The sequence below is a fragment of the Clostridium sp. genome (assembly GCF_021443865.1).
GTDB lineage: Bacteria > Bacillota > Clostridia > Clostridiales > Clostridiaceae > Clostridium.
This window is the reverse complement of record NZ_JABUTB010000038.1, coordinates 6,998-25,957: the sequence shown is the minus strand read 5'-3', so window position 1 is coordinate 25,957 and position 18,960 is coordinate 6,998. Positions and strand designations below refer to the sequence as shown.

The following is an 18,960-nucleotide window of genomic DNA, read 5'->3' as shown; positions in this document are numbered from 1 at the left end:
TATAAATTATATATATTTGTATTGATTTTATTTGTAAATTGTTACTTGAATATATATTTTATTATATAAATATAGCAAATATCACAATATTTTTATATAATGGCAAGTAATTTCTAATTTTATTGTTTAAATTAAAGTTATTTTGAGTTATAATATTATCGATGAGTTCAACTTGTAAGTTGTAACTTTTGTACAGTTAGCTACATAGCTTAATTGTAATAAAATATATAGTATGGAGGTTTTATACCATGTTAGTTTCAGCAAAGGAAATGTTAAACAAGGCTAAAGCGGGAAAATACGCTGTAGGTCAATTCAATATCAACAACTTAGAATGGACTAAAGCAATATTATTAACTGCTCAAGAAAATAATTCACCAGTTATATTAGGAGTTTCAGAAGGAGCTGCTAAATATATGTGTGGTTTCAAGACAGTAGTTGGAATGGTAAACGGAATGATGGAAGAATTAAACATCACTGTACCAGTTGCAATTCACTTAGACCATGGTAGCTATGAAGGTGCTTTAAAGGCTATGGAAGCTGGTTTCTCATCAATAATGTTTGATGGATCTCACTATCCAATAGATGAAAATATAGCTAAAACAAAAGAAATGGTTAAATTAACTTCAGAAAAAGGATTATCTTTAGAAGCTGAAGTTGGTTCAATCGGTGGAGAAGAAGACGGAGTTGTTGGTGCAGGAGAAATTGCTGATGCAGCTGAATGTAAAGCAATTGCTGACTTAGGAGTTACTATGTTAGCTGCTGGTATTGGTAACATCCACGGAGTATATCCATCAAACTGGAAGGGTTTAAGCTTTGATGCTTTAGAAGCTATAAGCAAAGTAACTAACAATGTTCCACTAGTATTACACGGTGGTACTGGAATTCCAGAAGATATGATAAAGAAAGCTATTTCTTTAGGAGTTTCTAAAATCAATGTTAACACTGAATGTCAATTAGCATTTGCTGAAGGTACTAGAAAGTACATAGAAGCTGGAAAAGACCTACAAGGAAAAGGCTTTGACCCAAGAAAGCTTTTAAATCCTGGATTTGAAGCTATTAAAGCTACAGTTAAAGAAAAAATGGAATTATTCGGATCAATCAACCAAGCATAATTCCACTAATATAAAGGAGCGCCACATTTTGTGGCACTCCTTTATTTTTTTAATTCAAACTAAAAGTTTTAGTTTAAACTAATATTTAAAATATTTATCCTAAAGCTACATCTAAAACCATCATAACAATAAATCCTAAAATAAGTCCTAAAGTAGTTAATTTTTTATTTTGTATTGAGGCTTCTGGTAATAATTCTGCACCTACTACAGCTATCATCGCTCCTGCTGAAAATGATAATAAAAATGGAAGTAAGCTTCTTACTGCTAAAGCTGCCATAACTCCTATCACTCCTGCTATAGGCTCTACAAGTCCTGATGCTTGACCATAAAGAAAGCTTTTTGATCTTGATAGCCCTTCACTTCTTAAAGGCAATGAAACTGCTGCTCCTTCTGGGAAGTTCTGAAATCCTATTCCTAAAGCAAGTGTAATTGCTCCTGCTATACTTGCTCCAGGTATTCCTGCTGCTACTCCACCAAAAGCTACACCAACTGCTAATCCTTCTGGTATATTATGAAGAGTTACAGCTAAAACTAACAAAATACTTTTTCTATATTTAGCTGCTTTTGAAACATTTTCGTCATCTTTATTTAAGACAATTCCATAAGAATAAGTATCCATTAACTTATCCGCAAAAACTAAAAATGCGCCACCTAAAAAGAATCCTATTGATGGAATAACAAAACCAGAATATCCAAGTTCCTGTGAAAGTTCAATTGCTGGACTTAAAAGAGACCAAAAACTAGCCGCCACCATTACTCCAGCACCAAAACCTAACATTGTATTTAAAATTCTCTTATCAAATTTCTTAAAGAAAAATACTACTCCAGCTCCTAAAGCAGTTACTGACCAAGTAAATAAAGTTGCAAGTAATCCTTGAAAAATTGGGTTTAACCCTACAAACCATTCCATGTTATATCCTCCTTAGTATCTAAATAAAATCCTTAATTATAATTTACTAAGAAGAATATACTTTTGTTACAACTAATACTATTAATATAAAAAATTTGCCGAATTTTAATTTAACTATTTTATAGTCCCTTTCCTTCTCCCTTGGATAATCCTCTTTCTTCTAACAATTCATAAATTGTTTTTGAAGTAGTATCTTCTATTGTATATCCTAATATACTTAATATTTCTTTAAGTCTCTCTTCTGAATAAGTTTCAATTTCTAAATATGGAAAAGGGCAAAAGCTCTTATCATTAATATCTATTTCAACTAAGGAATCCTTTATTTTATAGCTTTCTCTATACTTTTTTATTGATTGCTTTAAAGATAATCCTAAAGAAGTAAATATTTTACTTGCAGCTTCCTTATCTTCCACTATTGTTTCATTTTCTTCCATTTCCTTGAAGGTCCCTTGACTTAACATTTTCTTTGTAGTCATATACACTACTTCTTTATTATTAAGTTTATCATCTGTAATTCTTATTCTTGCATATCCTTTTGCATTTAAAAGTCTATTATCCTCAAAATCATATATATTATTTATTTGATATTCTTCCTTTACTTTTTCTGCTCCAATATTATTTAAAATTTCTCTAACTTTATCAACATCTATATCAACTACTCTTGTTTCTAATTCCTTCATAATATCACTCCTTAAAATTTATATGAATTATTATAACACATATAATAATTTAATATATCTTATCTATTTTTTCATTTTAATACATTATTTTATTTAAAACCTAATATTCATAAGTTTTTCTTCGATATAATAATTAAAGACTGTAATATGAAGTCTGTTTTCTTATTTAATATAAATATATTTAGGGGTAAATTTTATGAATAATAAAAAGGAAATTATAGATATAATAAATTTAAAAGCTGGTATGATAACTTCCGAGGATATTGTTTTTAACGGAACTGTCTTAGTTGGAAAGGGTATCAAATTAACTGAGCAAATGTTAGATAAGCTTAAATCTCTTTATGCCTTTGATAAAGTTGAAGTTCTTAATAATAATGAAGATTCTAAAGAAGCTATTGCTATAGAAGAAGCTAAAAGTACTTTAAAAAACGTATCAACAAGTATTGAGTATATATTTACTAACTCTACTAATCTTAAATCATCAAATACAAATGAAGTAAATGACTATGCAAAAAAACTTCTAAGCCAAATTAAAATAAATAATAATATAATAAAAAGTATAATCCTTAACGGCAGTGGAGAGGATTCCATTTACATGCATTCTGTAAATGTAGCTGTATTAAGCTATTTACTAGGAAAATGGGCTAATATATCAGAAAGTAAATTACATGCTTTAATATACGCTTCTCTTCTACATGACTTTGGAAAAACTAAAATTGATAAAAAAATAATTGATAAACCTACAAAGCTTACTAAAGCAGAATATGAAATCATTCAAACCCATCCTATCCTTGCTTATAATGATATAAAGGATATTCCATTTATAAGTCAGTCTGTTTTATATGGAGTATTAATGCATCATGAAAGATGTGATGGAAGCGGTTATCCCCTTAGATTAACTGGTGATCAAATCCATAAATTTGCTAAGATAATAGCCATTACAGATACCTTTGATGCCATTAATTCTAATAGGTCTTATAAGAAAAGAAAAAGGCCTCTTCAATCCTTAAGAACAATAAGAAATGAAAGCTTAACTAAATTAGATTATTCCTTATGTAATACTTTCTTAAAAGGCTTAGAAAGTTATTATATTGGTCAGAGTGCCTTATTAAGCAATAACGAAAAGTGTAAAATCATACAAATGAATCTTAATTACTTAGAATCACCTTTAGTATTTTCAAATAATGAATTTATAGACTTAAGTAAATCAAGAGACCTATCAATAATTAAACTATTAACTAATTGATAGCAAAATTAAAAAGGGTACCGAAAACTTTAAGCTTTTCAGTACCCTCTTATTAACATTAACTATTATCTATTCACTACACTATAGTTTTTCTCTTCTTTTACTTGATTTAATAAATAAATTCTTTAACTCTTCTTCATCTTCATTTACTATAGAGCTTTTTATTTTATTTAGTTCCAGTAAAAAGTTATCTATTGATTCTAGCAAATTGTCCTTATTTCCAAAGAACAGTTCACTCCATAAATCTTCATTAATATTAGCAATTCTAGTTAAATCCCTATAACTATCTCCAATAAAGCTTCCAGTGTCTCTTCCCTCTTCATCACTATTAATTAATGCCACTGCAATAGCATGAGGTAATTGACTTGTAAATGCAATCATCATATCATGATACTTTGGATTTATTCTCTTTATCCTTTTAAAGCCCATATCATAAATAATATTTTCTAAAAGCTTGATATTTTCTTCTTTATTTCTATCAGTTACAGTTATTAAATAGTTTGCGCCTTTAAAAACATCCTTTGATGCATAGTCTATGCCTTTTTTCTCCCTACCAGCCATAGGATGACCAAAAATAAAATCTATTCCTTCTGGTAGTATTGCTAATATATCCTCAACAAAATGCTCCTTTATGCCTGTAGCATCCGTTATTATAGCACCTCTTTTTAAATAATTCCTATTCATATGAATAAAATTCTTAACTAACCTTGGGTAAAGAGAAATAATAATTAAATCAACTTCGCCTACAATCTCCTTACCATCTACATAACCTTCTTTAATTAGCCCAAGCTCCTTAGCTTTTCTTAAAGTTTCTAAATTACTATCTATTCCATAGACATCCTCATATCCTGCTGCTTTAAGCGCCATAGCATAACTACCACCAATGACACCAAGCCCTACTATTAATATTTTCATAAAAACCCCCAATATTAATTAATAATGCACTTTAATGAATGCATAATTCACAATTGATAATGCATAATTGTTGTTATAACTCAGACAAGCTGAGTTATGAAATTTTATAAATTCCATAGTAATTTAATTCTTCATTCTTTCAAAACTCCGAAGGAGTTTTTACCTTAATTATGCATTGTGCATTGTGCATTAACTTGTGCATTAACTATATTTTCTTTCCTTCCATTTCAGCTAAAATCCTTACTTTATCCATAATCTTTTTGAAGGATTCTGGTTTTATTGATTGTTGTCCATCGCTTAATGCACATTGTGGATTATTGTGAACTTCTATCATAAGTCCATCTGCTCCTGCGCTTATTGCTGCCTTTGCAAGTGGTTCAACAAGGTACCAGTATCCTGCTGCATGACTAGGATCTACTATTACTGGTAAATGTGATCTTCTCTTTATAACTGGTATTGCACTTAAATCTAATGTATTTCTTGTGTAAGTTTCAAAGGTTCTTATACCTCTTTCACAAAGTATTACATTTTCATTTCCTGCAGCCATTATATATTCTGCTGACATAAGCCATTCTTCAATTGTTGCTGATAAACCTCTCTTTAATAATATAGTCTTATTAGTCTTACCTAATTGCTTTAATAAATCGAAGTTTTGCATATTTCTAGCACCAACTTGAATTACATCAACATCTCTTTCAAAAACATCTATATAATCTGTTGACATTATTTCCGTTACTATTGGTAGTCCTGTTGCTTCCCTTGCTTTTTTTAGAAATTCTAACCCCTCTAATTCTAGGCCTTGGAAACTATATGGAGATGTTCTTGGCTTAAATGCACCACCTCTTAAGAAGTTAGCACCTGATGCCTTAACACTTTTAGCAATTTCTATTATTTGATCCTCACTTTCAACAGAACAAGGTCCAGCTATAATACCTAAATTGTCTCCGCCAATTAAACTACCTCTTACATCAATCACTGTGTCTTCAGGTTTAAATAACCTATTAGCCTTTTTATAAGGCTCTTCAACTTTTAAAACTTTATCTACTCCAGAAAATCTTAAAAGCTTATCTGAATCTATTGCTCTAGTTTCACCAACCACACCTATTATACAAAAGGTTTCACCTTGAGATAAGTGAATACCTAACCCTTTACTCTCTAATTCTCCCTTAACCTTCAATACTTCATCTTCTCTACAATTTGGATTCATTACAATAATCATTTTTCCTATCCCTCCATACTACAATTTTAATTAATAATGCATAATTGTTGATATAACTCAGCATAGCTGAGTTATATAATTTATAAATTCCTATGGAATTTACCATTCACTTTTACTTCTTCACTATTAATTTTCTTCACTCTTTCATTTTTCTAAACTCTGAAGGAGTTTATTCATTAATTCTTCATTTTTCATTTTTCATTTTTAGTGCGTCCATAGCCATTACATAACCAAATTCTTTAAACCCACAGATTTGCCCAATGCATGCTGGTGCTATAACTGATTTATGCCTAAATTCTTCTCTTCCGTGTATATTTGATAAATGGACTTCTACTGTATTAATACTTACAGCTTTAATTGCATCAAATATAGCATAGCTATAATGAGTAAATGCTCCTGGATTTATTATTATTCCATCATAGTTTTCATAATAAGCATTATGGATTTCATTAATTATTTCACCTTCAATATTGCTTTGAAATAATTTTATGTCTATGTTTCTTTTTTGTCCTTCTTCCTTAATATAATTGCAGATATCTTTAAAATCTCTAGTTCCATATATACCTTTTTCTCTTATTCCAACCATATTCAAGTTAGGACCATTAATAACCAATATTTTCATATATTACCCCCTTTACTTATTGCTATTTATTATTTCTATTATATCATTTATTACTTCTTCTATATCTTTATTATTACTAATTCTATATTTAGAATAATCCTTATATAAATTATATCTTTCTGAATATAGGTTGTAAAGTTTAGTTCTACCATCCTTTAATAATGGCCTTGAGTCAGTATCTACATCTTTTATAATGTCTTCTACTTGTCTATCTATAAAAATAATAATTCCATCTTCCTTAAAATAATCTATATTTTCTTTTCTTTTAACTACTCCACCACCACTAGATATAATTATATTTTCCTTTATAGTACTTAGCTCTTTGCAAGCTCTTGTTTCAAAATCTCTAAAGTAATCCTCACCCTTTGCAAATAGCTCTTTAATTGTACTTTTAGATATATCTTGAATATAGCTATCCATATCACAAAACTTATATCCAAGCTTCTTGGATATTATTCTTCCTATAGTAGTCTTTCCACATCCGGGCATTCCAATTAATAAAATTATATTCTTCTTCATTATAATCACCTAAAGTTACAGAAATTTTTTATTTAACTTATTATATATATCTTCAATAATATTTTCATTTATAGATGTATGTTGCCATATTTCTTGTGCCTTAGCTGCCTGCCCAATAAGCATATAAAGGCCTCCAACATATGTTTTATTTAATTCTTTTCCATAAGATAAAAACTTAGTTTCCATAGGATTGTATATTAAATCTACTAAAGCATGAAAATTATTAATTACTTCTTTAGATACTGGCGATTCTCCTATATTAGGATACATTCCTACAGGTGTAGAATTAATTAAAATATCTCCCTTTAATGATTTTAGTTCTTCATAGCTAATTAACTTTACATTTTCAAGTAAAAAGTCATCTTTCTTTGGGTTTCTACTTACTATGTAAACCTCTTTTGCATTATTATCTATTAAATAATGCAATACAGCTCTTGATGCCCCCCCATTACCTAGTATTACTGCTACTTTATCACTAACTTCAATGTTGCTAACCTTTAGCATATATCCAAATCCAAAGTAATCTGTATTATATCCATATAGCTTTCCTTCATTTAAAGCTATGGTATTAATTGCTCCTATTTTTTTAGCTTCATTAGAAAGGAAGTCAACATATTTTATTATATCCTTTTTATAAGGAATAGTTACATTACATCCCTTTATTTTCAATAGCTTTAAAGCTTCTGTAAAGTCACTTAGCCTATCTTTATTAATTTCAAAAAGCTTATATCCACCAGCTATATTTATTTGTTTCAATATTTCATTATGAATTTCTGGTGATAGACTATGAGAAAGCTTTTCTCCTAAAAGTCCATAAAACTCCATATTTATTTGCCCCCTTAAAAATATTAAATCTATTATAGCATATTGCAAATTAAATATCATATTGTCTCATACTTATAAATTCAAAGTCATCTTAGTATGACATTTCTTTGTTTCTATGTTAATATTAATTAAAATGGATAACTTGAAATAAATATATATTTATTATGGAGGTAATAATGGCTAAAGATCAAAAAACTAAAGTTAATTTTAAATACGAAAATGTAGAGAAGAAAGATAAAAACTTTATGTATCAAAATCTAGAAAGAGGTAATTGCTATAATTGTAATTTTTCTGGTTCAAATTTTGACTATGTAAATTTCAGAGGTGCACATTTTAAGTCCTGTAGCTTTTTAAAATGTAGTTTTAAATTTGCAGAATTTATAGGTAGTAACTTTAAAAAAAGTAATTTTAAAAATGCTAAATTTGAAAATACTATTTTTGATTCAGTAAGATTAGATAATGTAGACTTTAAAGATGCTAAATTTGTTAATACTATTTTTGTTGGAACTGATTTAAGTAGTGTTAGAAATTTAAATATAAATGATAAAGAAATAAGAATCTATGATGAAATGCCAAAGTTAGATATAAGTGAAGAACTTAAAAACGCTACTTTAAATGCCTTAAATAATAAATATGTAAAAAATTCAAGAGTTTTAGATACTCGAGATGGAGATATAAACTCATTAAGTATTATGATTCTTTTAGAGAATTTTAATGAAGCAAATTTAATTAAAGGATTAAACTTATTAGCTGACGAATTAGATAAAGATTTTTATACTTTAAGCTACTTAATAAAATATATTAAAACTAGTTTAATACTATAATCTTATATAATTAAATGAAGGTAGCAAAAGCAATTATTATATAATTAACTTAGGCTACCTTCTATCTATAAAATTTGGGATTTGCTTTCATGCCTCCTTCCATGTGGTTGAACGTGGTAATCTTAAATTATCCCCTCCCTTAATTCCGTTATAATTAGGATAGTTTCTCATACCTCCTTTCGCCATTCAATCTAAAGCCTTCTTTATTATAAAAATACACCTCCTCTTCCTTATAATTATTATAAAGTGCAACTATAGAAGCTGCATTATAATCTGCTGCATACTTATTAGCTTCAATCATTAGCTGATGACCTACGCCAAGTCCCCTATACTTTTCCTCAACCATGATTTCTTTAATAGCTAAATTACTTTTGTAGCTTGTATCATTTAAAAGGGTGAAATTTATATAGCCTATAATTTCATCATTTAATTGAGCTACAATGATTTTAGAATTTTTATTTTCCATTATGGATTTAATGCTTGAGTAATCCAAGCTCTCACTTAGTCTAATCACATCATTATAATCCTTAGAGTTAATTTTCCTTACATCAAACCCAACCATAAGTATTCCTCCCCTAAGTAAAACCTTTTAAGACCCCCATCTTATTAATAGGTTTACTTTATCAAATTGATAAATTTTCAGAAAATTCTCAATATTTATTTATATTTTTATTATACACCCACTACTTTATAATTTCCACTATTTCAACAAATTTTTTTAAAAAAGTTGAATATACATTTCACTCCCTTATAAATTGTAATTATATCAATTTATAAAATACTTTCTGGTTCATTTTAATAACCTATGACTTTGACATACTCTCAATATCAAAGCATAGGTTATTTATATTCTTATAGTCTAAATATCATAATTGCTTTTAAATATAAATTATATAAATTTTTATATTAATTTATATATTAAAGTTGTTTTTTAAATACATAACTTACTTTATCAAATCCCATTTTTAACTCATAAAATTTATGTGCCTCTAATCGTTGTAAGCCTGATGATAGTGCAACTACATCACATCCATTTTCTTTTGCCCATTCATTAATAAATGATAAAAGCTTTTCTCCATATTTATTGGACCTTTTATTTATATCTGTTACTAAATCATTAACCCATATATGTTTTCCATAATATAGATTTGTAAGTTTAATTACTCCTGCAACCGATGCAATCTCTTCATCTACATAAAGTGCAAACATCTTATAGCCTTCTTTCCTCATATCTGAAATTAAGTTTAAATATGTATCTTCATTTAAATGTGTTCTTAATTGTTTCATTACATAGAATCCTTTAAGTAATTCTTCATTACTTACTAATTCTTTAATATAAGTAGTTTCTTTATCCATATTTACCTCTCCTTTTGTCAATAATTATCTAAGTACATCTAACTATTAATTATTTAAATTTCCATTTAAAATAATTGCTGATTATTATAGCACATTTTACCAATAAAAAAAGGAGCATCAATTTTGATGTTCCTTTTTACTATTTATTTGAATTTATATAGTTTCCTATTATTTTAAAGTAGCCACTATTTTTTTCTATAGGTTCTAGAGCATTTTTAACTAGGGAATCATTTAAGTTTCCTTCAAAATCTACATAAAGTAAGTACTTCCAAGACTCATGTTTATTAGGCCTTGATTCTATTTTAATCATATTAATATTATTTTCTGCAAAGTGCCTTAATAGCTTATATAATGTACCAGCCTTATCTTCTAGAGAAAATACTATGCTGATTTTATTGCTATCATTATCATATTTTAATTCTTTGCCTATAATTATAAACTTAGTGTGATTGTCTTTTTTATCATTAATATTTTCTTTTAATATACTTAAGCCATAAATCTTAGCTGCTCTTTTACTTCCAATGGCTGCTTTTTTCTTATCTTTTAAATCTGAAACTAACTTAGCACTTATTGCTGTATTATGATAAGGAATTAATCTAATATTGTTATATCTACTTAAAAATCCCTTACTTTGTTCAAAACCTTGGGGATGAGAATAAATTTCTTCAATATCATCTAAGTTAGTACCTTCTATTCCCATAAGATTTTGATCTATTTTTATACACTCTTCACCAACTATATAAAAATTGTATTTAACTAAAAGATCATAAACATCAGTAATTGCACCAGTATATGAATTTTCAATAGGCAGTATAGCATATTGTATTTCATTTTTTTCTAATGCATTAAAAACATCTTTAAAACTCTCATAATTTTTAATACTATCATAATAATTAAAATACTTTTGTAATGCTTCTTCACTAAAGGAACCTTCAACACCTTGATAACCTATTTTAACATTATCTTCAATTACATTTACTTTTAAGTTATCATTATGGTTTTCCATTAAATCTGCTTGCAGAGACCTACTAAGCTCCATAATTTTTTCAAAATAGATTCTAGTGATTTCACTATATTCTTTATTGTTTAGAAGATTAATATTTTTTTCTATTACTTCTTCTTCTCTTTTAGCATTGAATATTGGAAGATTTCTTTCCCTTTTGTATTCTCCTACCTTAATGGCAACATTCATTCTTTTTTCAAATAAAGCTATTAACTCTTTATCTATAGAATCAATTTCTCTTCTATAGTCTTCTAAGTTACCCATTAGTATCGCCCCTTTATTAAATCTAGTATACCTATTGCAGTAACTGCTTCTATTACAGGCACTGCTCTTTGTACTATACAAGGGTCATGTCTTCCTTCTATTCTAAATTTAACATCCTTTTTATTATTTATATCCACAGTATTTTGCTCTTTTAATATGGATGCTGTTGGTTTAACTGCTACTTTAAATAATATAGGCATTCCATTGCTTATTCCACCTAAGATACCACCATTATTATTAGTTTTAGTTTTCACTAAATCTCCATGATAATAATACTCGTCATTTGCTTCTGAACCAAAGAGTTTAGTCATATCAAAGCCTCTTCCAAACTCTATTCCCTTTATTGCTGGTACAGAAAACATAAGATGAGCTAATGTTGATTCTATAGAATCAAAAAATGGATTACCTACCCCAGCTTTTATTCCAACTACAGCACATTCTATAGTTCCACCAACTGAATCCCCATCATATTTTGCTTGCATAATCCTATGTTTAATCTTTTCTTCTAAGGATGGATTTATTAATGGTAATTCCTTATTTCTTAAATTTAATAAATCCATATGAGAAATATTTGTAGGATTAAATCTATCATCTTCTATTTCCTTTATAGATGCTATATGTGCACCTATAAATACTCCTTTATCCTCTAATATTTGCTTACATATAGCCCCTGCAAATACTAAAGGTGCTGTTAATCTTCCTGAAAAATGACCACCACCTCTATAGTCATTAAAGCCTGAATATCTTTCATGCCCACTATAATCTGCATGACCAGGTCTTAGGAAATCCTTTGTTTTTGAATAATCCTTTGACCTAGTATCTCCATTTCTTATAATGGCACAAAGTGGTGTCCCAGTAGTTTTCCCTTCAAAATATCCACTTAATATTTCTGGTAAATCTGCTTCCTTTCTTGATGTAGATAATTGGTTTTTCCCTGGTGCTCTTCTTCCCATTTCAAGTAACACCTTATCCATATCAATTTCAAAGCCTGATGGAAGTCCGTCTATATTAACACCTATTGCAGCTCCATGAGACTCACCAAAAATAGATACTTTTATATTATTTCCAAAGACTCCACTCATTTATAGCCCCTCCTAGCATTTTGTAATCCTCAAAAAATCTTGGGTAAGATTTTGCTACACAATCGTAATCTTTTATAATTATAGGCTTTTTACACCTAGTTGCCGCTATTGCTAAAGTCATGGCTATTCTATGATCCTTCCAGCTCCATACTTCTACTCCGCCTTCTAGCTCTTGAACACCATATATTACTAGCCCCTCTTTTTTCTCTTCGATTCTAGCTCCAAGCTTATTAAGCTCAGTAGCCACCGCCTTTAATCTGTCACACTCCTTAATTCTAAGCCTTCCAGCATTTATAATTTCTGTTTTTCCTTTTGCTAATGCTGCCACTAAAGAAATCACAGGTATTATGTCTGGACATTGTGACCCATCTATTATTGTAGAAACTAAATCTCCATCTATATGGCAAGTTAAATTATCACCAAAATTAAATTTAGCTCCCATTCTTTCTAAAATTTCTATTACCTCTTTATCTCCTTGAAGTGAGTCCTTTCTTAAATCTTGAACTACTACTTCAGAGCCTAAGGCATCTGCACATAAATAAAATGCTCCTTGAGAATAATCTCCTTCCACTCTATAATTTCTAGAAACATAACCCTGATTTCCTTTAATTATAAATTCTCTGTAATTATTATTCTCAATGAAAACTCCAAAGTCTTTCATACAAGATAATGTTAAATCTATATAGCCCTTAGATTCTAACTCTGTAGAAAGTATTATCTTTGAATCTTCCTTTAATAAAGGTAAAGTAAATAAAAGCCCTGTTATAAATTGAGAACTAATATTTCCTGGTAAAGTAAATTCTCCACTATCTAATCTTCCCTTAACCATTAAGCTTAATCTACCATCAACTGTATTATAACTAATTCCTTGTTCCTTAAATATATCATAATAAGTATCTAATGGTCTTTTGCCTAAATTTCCTCTTCCAACAAACTTAGTAATACCATCAAATAAAAGAGCTATAGGAACTAAAAATCTAAGTGTAGAACCAGATTCATTACAATCTATAGTTCTAACTGTATTTCTCTTAGCAGCTTCATTAAAGGCTCCTGTAATACTTAGTTTATCACCATCTTTTTCAATTATTGCTCCTAAAGATATCATCCCATCTATAGTTGCATTAATATCATCAGAGTAATCTATATTTTCTATTATAGAAACTCCACTAGATAAAGCAGCACAAATTATAGCCCTATGTGCCATACTTTTAGAAGGTGGAACCTTAACTACTCCCTTTAGCTTACTACTATTAAGTTTTATTCCTTGCATAAAAAACCCCCTTAATTTAATGAATAATGCATAATGGATAATGCATAATTATGGATGTAATTCATTCCGAATTACTAATTGTTAGATAATGAAAGAATTAAAGAATGAAAAAATTATGGATGTAATTCATTCTGAATTACTTATTATCTATTACTTCCCTTTGCACTATTTTGCTTTCTCCAATTTTTTTTAGAAATATTAAATTTAATTTGTTATTTATATTCTTTTTATCTAATGAAATTGTTTCTTTGATTTCATTAAGATCAATATCTAGTTTATAAGGAAGATTATACTTAATTAATATATTCTTTATTATATCCGCTGTACCTTTTTCTGTTTCAAAAGATGCTTCGCTTATTTTTGTAATTTCGTACATTCCTATAGCTACAGCTTCTCCATGTGTATATTTATTATATTTATAATATTTCTCAATGGCATGACCTATTGTATGACCAAAGTTTAAAAGCATTCTTTCCCCAGTATCTTTCTCATCTTTTTCCACAACTTCTTTTTTTATTCTGCAGCAGTTGTGTATAATGTACTCAATGTTGTTCATAACTTCTTCTTTATCTTTGTATTTTAATAAATTATCAAAGAAGTCTTTATCCTTTATGCATCCATATTTTATTACTTCTGCCATACCATCATTAAATACTCTATCACTTAAAGATTTTAAAACCTCTGGATCTATTATTACTTTTTTAGGATGATAAAAACTACCTACAAGATTTTTACCTCTATCTAAATCTATACCTACTTTTCCGCCTACACTACTATCTACTTGTGCTAATAAAGTTGTAGGAACTTGTATAAATGGAATTCCTCTAAGATATGTAGATGCCACAAAGCCACCTAAATCTCCAATTACTCCACCACCTAAAGTTATTATTAAATCACTTCTTGTCATCTTAAAATTCAAAAGTTCATCATATATCTTTGGTAAAGTAAAAAAACTCTTAGTTTCCTCTCCAGCTTCAAGAACTAGCTTCTTAGTATCATATCCAAAATCAGATAATTCCTGAAGAACCTTATTTCCATAAAACTTATCAACATTTTTATCCGTTAATACAAATATCTTTTTACCCTTAAATACTTCAGATACTTCCTTACTTAAATTATTAAGCAAACCCTTTTCTATAATTATATCATAACTGCTATGAGACAAATCTATATTCAACTTCATACGAATCAAACCTTTCTTAAATACACTTTAAACAATGCACTTTAATGAATGCATAATGCATAATTGATAATGCACAATTATTGAAATAATTCAGACAAGCTTAATTATGCATTGTTCATTACGCATTATTCATTGTCTACATTTCTCTTCCAACTGCTGTTGCAATTGCTTTTAATTCTTGAACTAGTGATTCATAATGGTCTGGTCTAATGGATTGTGGTCCATCACAAAGTGCTTTTTCTGGATTGTTGTGAACTTCTATTATTAATCCATCTGCTCCTACTGCTATCGCTGCTTTTGCTAGTGGAGATATCATAAATCTCTTTCCTGTAGCATGGCTAGGATCTACTATTATAGGTAAGTGACTTAATTTTTTAACAGCTGGGATTGCACTTAAATCAAGGGTATTTCTTGTGTAAGTTTCGAAGGTTCTTATTCCTCTCTCACAAAGAATTACATTTTCATTTCCACCTGCCATTATATATTCTGCTGACATAAGCCATTCTTCTATTGTAGCTGATAATCCTCTCTTTAATAGTATAGGTTTGCTTGTTTTTCCTAGTTCATTTAATAAATCAAAGTTTTGCATATTTCTTGCACCAACTTGAATAACATCTACATCTCTTTCAAATACTTCAACATCATATGGTGACATTATTTCTGTCACTATAGGTAATCCTGTTTTTTCCCTAGCTATTTTTAAAAGCTCAAGTCCATCATGCTTTAACCCTTGGAAACTATATGGTGAAGTTCTTGGTTTGAAAGCACCACCTCTTAAGAAATTTGCCCCTAATTTCTTAACTGACTCTGCTATATAAGTTAATTGCTCTTCACTTTCAACTGAACAGGGTCCAGCTATCATAGCTATTTTATTTCCACCAATTTCACTATCTCCAACTTTGATTATACTATTATCCGGATGGAATAATCTATTTGCTTTCTTAAAAGGTTCTTGAACATGCATAACCTTCTCTACTATGTCATTAGCTTCTATTTTTAATGGATCTATTTTACTTGTATCACCTACAAGTCCTAATATAATTAGCTCAGAGCCAATTACAGGATTAACCTTTACCCCCTCTTTCTCTAACTCCTCTGTTAGTTTTCTTATTTCTAATTCATTTGTTTTTGGTTTTAAAATTATTACCATGAATAATGCCCCCTTTTAATATTAAATATTTTAATTTATTAGTATAAAAAAGAGAACTCCTAGGAGTTCTCTGTAATAACTATATATTCATAAAACAAAATATATAAATTTATGTTAAAAACTCACTTTGTAAGGAATTATTTTTTTGTAAACAAAATAGCCAGCGCTAAATAAAAAGCCCCAGAACATAAAGTAAAAAAAGTTGTTAAAGTTAACTATTTTGTTTATAATTCCTTCCATAAAGTCCTCCATAAATCTAAATTTCTTTACCTAATTATAACAAAGCTAAATAGATTGTCAATAATTTTGTGAATATTTTTATTTTTTAATAACATATATTAAATAAAATTAATAATTCGTGAATATCTAAGTATTTTTCTCACATCAATTAAACATTAAGTTTTACATAGTAAAGCAACCTAAATTTTTCATTCTTAATTCTGCATTTTACATTATAAAAATGCTATCCTTTTTATAGTATTGGTGCAATAAGTCTAATTAATGCTTCTTTAATCCTTATGTTTCTTCCTCTAGTATTATACTCTTCAAGGATAACTTGCTTGCAATCCTTAATATCATTTGCAAATATTTTTTCCTGTTCCTTAGTAAAATCACTATCAAAAATTATTGCATTAATCTCAAAATTAAGTTGGAAGCTTCTAATATCTAAATTTGCAGTTCCAATACTAGACACCTTTCCATCTGCAGTAATAGTTTTAGAGTGAATAAATCCTTTTTGATATTTATAAATCCTAACACCACACTCCATAAGCTCTCCCATATTAGCACTTAATATCCATTCCATAAAGAAATGATCTGGACTTCCTGGAACCATAATTCTTACATCTACCCCTGATAAAGCTGCTATTTTTAAGGCTTCTTTAATTGGCTCATCAGGAACTAAATATGGTGTTTGTATGTATATTCTTTCCTTTGCATTATTAATTATTTTCATATATGCATTCTTTATAAATTCCTCTTTATGATCTGGCCCAGAGGAAATAATTTGAATTCCTATATCTCCATGTTCCTCTTGATCTATAAAATATTCATCATAATTTTTCAGTTCTCCTTCTGATGCATAATCCCAATCCAAAATAAACCTTTTATTCAATTCATTTACTGCCTCACCTTGAATTCTAATGTGAGTGTCTCTCCAATATTTAAATTGCTTTCCTTTATTTATGTACTCATTTCCAACATTAAATCCACCAACATATCCAACTTTACCATCTATAACAACTATTTTTCTATGATTTCTAAAATTCACACGGGTGTTAACGTATGGTAGAAATCCTGGAAAGAATAAATAAAACTTAATACCAAGGCTTCTTATATATTTTACTTTTTTACCTCTTAAACTTTTAGATCCCATTCCATCTGCTAAAAGTCTAACTTCCACACCTTCTTCAACCTTCTTCTTAAGTTCATTAATTATAGTTTTACCTAAGCCATCCATTCTAAATATATAATATTCTATATGTATAAACTTCTTTGCTGCTCTAATATCATTTATTAAAGCATTGAATTTTTCTTCTCCATCTATAAAAGTATCTATCTTATTTCCACAAGTATATAATACACCACTATTATTATAATTCATTCTAATAAGGTCCATAAACTCTTCAGCTATATTACTATTTTCTTTTTCTTTTTTAAATTTTTCTAATAATTCCTTTGCCTTTCTTTCATCTGTTACTTTCTTTTCCCTAAATATTTTTTGCCTACTTAAATTTTGACCAAAGAATAAATAAATTATAAATCCAATACCAGGAAGCACTAAAAGGATTATTAACCATGCCCATGTGGTAGTTGGCTCTTTTCGTTCAATAAATATTAGCGAAAGTGCAAATAAAATGTTAATTAAATAAGATACGAATAATATAATAGATACATTCATTAACCTCACCTCAATTCTTTATAGAAATATTATTTTTCATTTCATTCAATTATAATCTATTTTTATCAATATTTAAACGTAGTAGCTTATTTAATATTTGTATTTACTTAAGAAATATTTATTTTTATATAATTAATTTCATATATATACTCTACTACATTGAAAAACTTAACTTTAAATGGTAAAATAAACCTAAAAATACGTAAAAATATTGTTTATGGGGGGATTAAAATGGCTAAAAATGGTGGTGGATTATCTTTTTGGGGCATGGTAGGTGCAGTTTTAGTTGCACTTATAATATTTTCTTTTTTATAGGAAAAAAAATCTAATAATAGTATTGGTTACTATTTTATTATATTTGATTAATCAACAATTTAAAGAACAAATATCAAATGAAGCTATTAGGTGGTTTATGTCTTCTTATTTTAATGACATAATAGGAGGTATTACATTTATTGCATATACTAATATCATATTAGGTTTTCGCAATACTACTATGTCTAAATTATGGCAGATAGAATTACTAATGCTTTCTTGCGGAATCTTCTGGGAATTTATCACACCTTTATATCGGATAGATACTGTATCAGATATATGGGATATTTTTGCCTACATGTCAGGTGGTCTATTATATTGGGTAATTATAAGAAACACTGAATGTAAAAGATTCTAAATAAAAAATTATATGAATTGAGATATAAAAAAGAAACTACAATTGAGTATTTAAACTCTAAGTAGTTTCTTTTGTTTATATTTATTTAATGTAACTTTTTATCTTATTCGAAATATCTGTTTAATAATCCCTTGAATGCTTGACCGTGTCTAGCTTCATCTTTACACATTTCATGAACTGTGTCATGAATAGCATCTAAGTTTAATT

General features: G+C 28.4%; 18 protein-coding genes and 1 pseudogene. 3 read left to right on the top strand and 16 right to left on the bottom strand.

What is annotated here, in order from left to right:
* Nucleotides 1-248: 248 nt before the first annotated feature.
* The gene (gene fba / locus HUJ77_RS08510; protein ID WP_291708155.1) at nucleotides 249-1,112 is read left to right on the top strand and encodes a class II fructose-1,6-bisphosphate aldolase; all 864 of its coding nucleotides are present in this window, start codon (nucleotides 249-251) and stop codon (nucleotides 1,110-1,112) included.
* Between the two features lie 94 nt (nucleotides 1,113-1,206).
* On the opposite strand, the gene HUJ77_RS08505 is transcribed toward fba, so the two are convergent.
* A complete protein-coding gene (locus tag HUJ77_RS08505; RefSeq protein ID WP_291708154.1) occupies nucleotides 1,207-2,022 on the bottom strand; it encodes a ZIP family metal transporter in 816 nt (271 codons plus the stop codon).
* A 119-nt stretch (nucleotides 2,023-2,141) separates the two neighbouring features.
* Nucleotides 2,142-2,702, bottom strand: a complete 561-nt coding sequence (locus tag HUJ77_RS08500) for a CYTH domain-containing protein (RefSeq protein ID WP_291708153.1) — start codon at nucleotides 2,700-2,702, stop codon at nucleotides 2,142-2,144.
* A 196-nt stretch (nucleotides 2,703-2,898) separates the two neighbouring features.
* Here HUJ77_RS08500 and HUJ77_RS08495 point away from each other — a divergent pair, with 196 nt between their 5' ends.
* Nucleotides 2,899-3,948 carry an HD-GYP domain-containing protein gene (locus tag HUJ77_RS08495; protein WP_291708152.1) on the top strand — a complete coding sequence of 350 codons (1,050 nt, stop codon included), beginning with the start codon at nucleotides 2,899-2,901 and terminating at the stop codon, nucleotides 3,946-3,948.
* A gap of 81 nt (nucleotides 3,949-4,029) precedes the next feature.
* On the opposite strand, the gene HUJ77_RS08490 is transcribed toward HUJ77_RS08495, so the two are convergent.
* The 5 genes from HUJ77_RS08490 to aroE all read right to left on the bottom strand — a co-directional run bounded on the left by HUJ77_RS08490 (nucleotide 4,030) and on the right by aroE (nucleotide 8,048).
* Nucleotides 4,030-4,863, bottom strand: a complete 834-nt coding sequence (locus HUJ77_RS08490; protein WP_291708151.1) for a prephenate dehydrogenase — start codon at nucleotides 4,861-4,863, stop codon at nucleotides 4,030-4,032.
* A gap of 205 nt (nucleotides 4,864-5,068) precedes the next feature.
* Entirely contained in the window at nucleotides 5,069-6,082 is a 1,014-nt protein-coding gene (gene aroF, locus HUJ77_RS08485; RefSeq protein WP_291708150.1) for a 3-deoxy-7-phosphoheptulonate synthase, read from the bottom strand.
* Nucleotides 6,083-6,266: 184 nt separating this feature from the next.
* A complete protein-coding gene (gene aroQ, locus HUJ77_RS08480) occupies nucleotides 6,267-6,704 on the bottom strand; it encodes a type II 3-dehydroquinate dehydratase (protein ID WP_291708149.1) in 438 nt (145 codons plus the stop codon).
* Between the two features lie 12 nt (nucleotides 6,705-6,716).
* Nucleotides 6,717-7,223, bottom strand: a complete 507-nt coding sequence (locus HUJ77_RS08475) for a shikimate kinase (protein ID WP_291708148.1) — start codon at nucleotides 7,221-7,223, stop codon at nucleotides 6,717-6,719.
* Nucleotides 7,224-7,238: 15 nt separating this feature from the next.
* Nucleotides 7,239-8,048: a shikimate dehydrogenase gene (aroE, locus tag HUJ77_RS08470; RefSeq protein ID WP_291708147.1), complete on the bottom strand. Its 810-nt coding sequence runs from the start codon at nucleotides 8,046-8,048 to the stop codon at nucleotides 7,239-7,241.
* 176 nt (nucleotides 8,049-8,224) lie between these two features.
* Between aroE and HUJ77_RS08465 the strand changes: the two genes are divergently transcribed.
* The gene (locus HUJ77_RS08465; protein WP_291708146.1) at nucleotides 8,225-8,872 is read left to right on the top strand and encodes a pentapeptide repeat-containing protein; all 648 of its coding nucleotides are present in this window, start codon (nucleotides 8,225-8,227) and stop codon (nucleotides 8,870-8,872) included.
* Between the two features lie 154 nt (nucleotides 8,873-9,026).
* Here HUJ77_RS08465 and HUJ77_RS08460 read toward each other — a convergent pair whose 3' ends face one another.
* The 9 genes and pseudogenes from HUJ77_RS08460 to HUJ77_RS08420 form a co-directional block, all read right to left on the bottom strand.
* Nucleotides 9,027-9,434, bottom strand: coding sequence for a GNAT family N-acetyltransferase (locus tag HUJ77_RS08460; protein ID WP_291708145.1), 408 nt, complete (start codon nucleotides 9,432-9,434; stop codon nucleotides 9,027-9,029).
* 356 nt (nucleotides 9,435-9,790) lie between these two features.
* Nucleotides 9,791-10,228 (bottom strand): GNAT family N-acetyltransferase, encoded by a 438-nt coding sequence (locus HUJ77_RS08455; protein ID WP_291708144.1) that lies wholly within the window; start codon nucleotides 10,226-10,228, stop codon nucleotides 9,791-9,793.
* 139 nt (nucleotides 10,229-10,367) lie between these two features.
* Nucleotides 10,368-11,495, bottom strand: a complete 1,128-nt coding sequence (pheA, locus tag HUJ77_RS08450; protein WP_291708143.1) for a prephenate dehydratase — start codon at nucleotides 11,493-11,495, stop codon at nucleotides 10,368-10,370.
* The gene (gene aroC / locus HUJ77_RS08445) at nucleotides 11,495-12,577 is read right to left on the bottom strand and encodes a chorismate synthase (protein WP_291708142.1); all 1,083 of its coding nucleotides are present in this window, start codon (nucleotides 12,575-12,577) and stop codon (nucleotides 11,495-11,497) included. The genes pheA and aroC overlap by 1 nt, the downstream gene beginning before the upstream one ends.
* The gene (aroA, locus tag HUJ77_RS08440; protein WP_291708141.1) at nucleotides 12,555-13,847 is read right to left on the bottom strand and encodes a 3-phosphoshikimate 1-carboxyvinyltransferase; all 1,293 of its coding nucleotides are present in this window, start codon (nucleotides 13,845-13,847) and stop codon (nucleotides 12,555-12,557) included. The genes aroC and aroA overlap by 23 nt, the downstream gene beginning before the upstream one ends.
* Nucleotides 13,848-13,983: 136 nt before the next feature.
* On the bottom strand, nucleotides 13,984-15,030 hold the full coding sequence (aroB, locus tag HUJ77_RS08435) for a 3-dehydroquinate synthase (RefSeq protein WP_291708140.1): 1,047 nt from the start codon (nucleotides 15,028-15,030) through the stop codon (nucleotides 13,984-13,986).
* Nucleotides 15,031-15,166: 136 nt separating this feature from the next.
* Complete coding sequence (gene aroF, locus HUJ77_RS08430) at nucleotides 15,167-16,180, bottom strand: 3-deoxy-7-phosphoheptulonate synthase (RefSeq protein ID WP_291708139.1); 1,014 nt, start codon at nucleotides 16,178-16,180, stop codon at nucleotides 15,167-15,169.
* 472 nt (nucleotides 16,181-16,652) lie between these two features.
* Entirely contained in the window at nucleotides 16,653-18,080 is a 1,428-nt protein-coding gene (gene cls / locus HUJ77_RS08425) for a cardiolipin synthase (RefSeq protein WP_291708138.1), read from the bottom strand.
* A gap of 776 nt (nucleotides 18,081-18,856) precedes the next feature.
* Nucleotides 18,857-18,960: pseudogene (locus HUJ77_RS08420) on the bottom strand (NADH peroxidase); the annotation flags it as partial.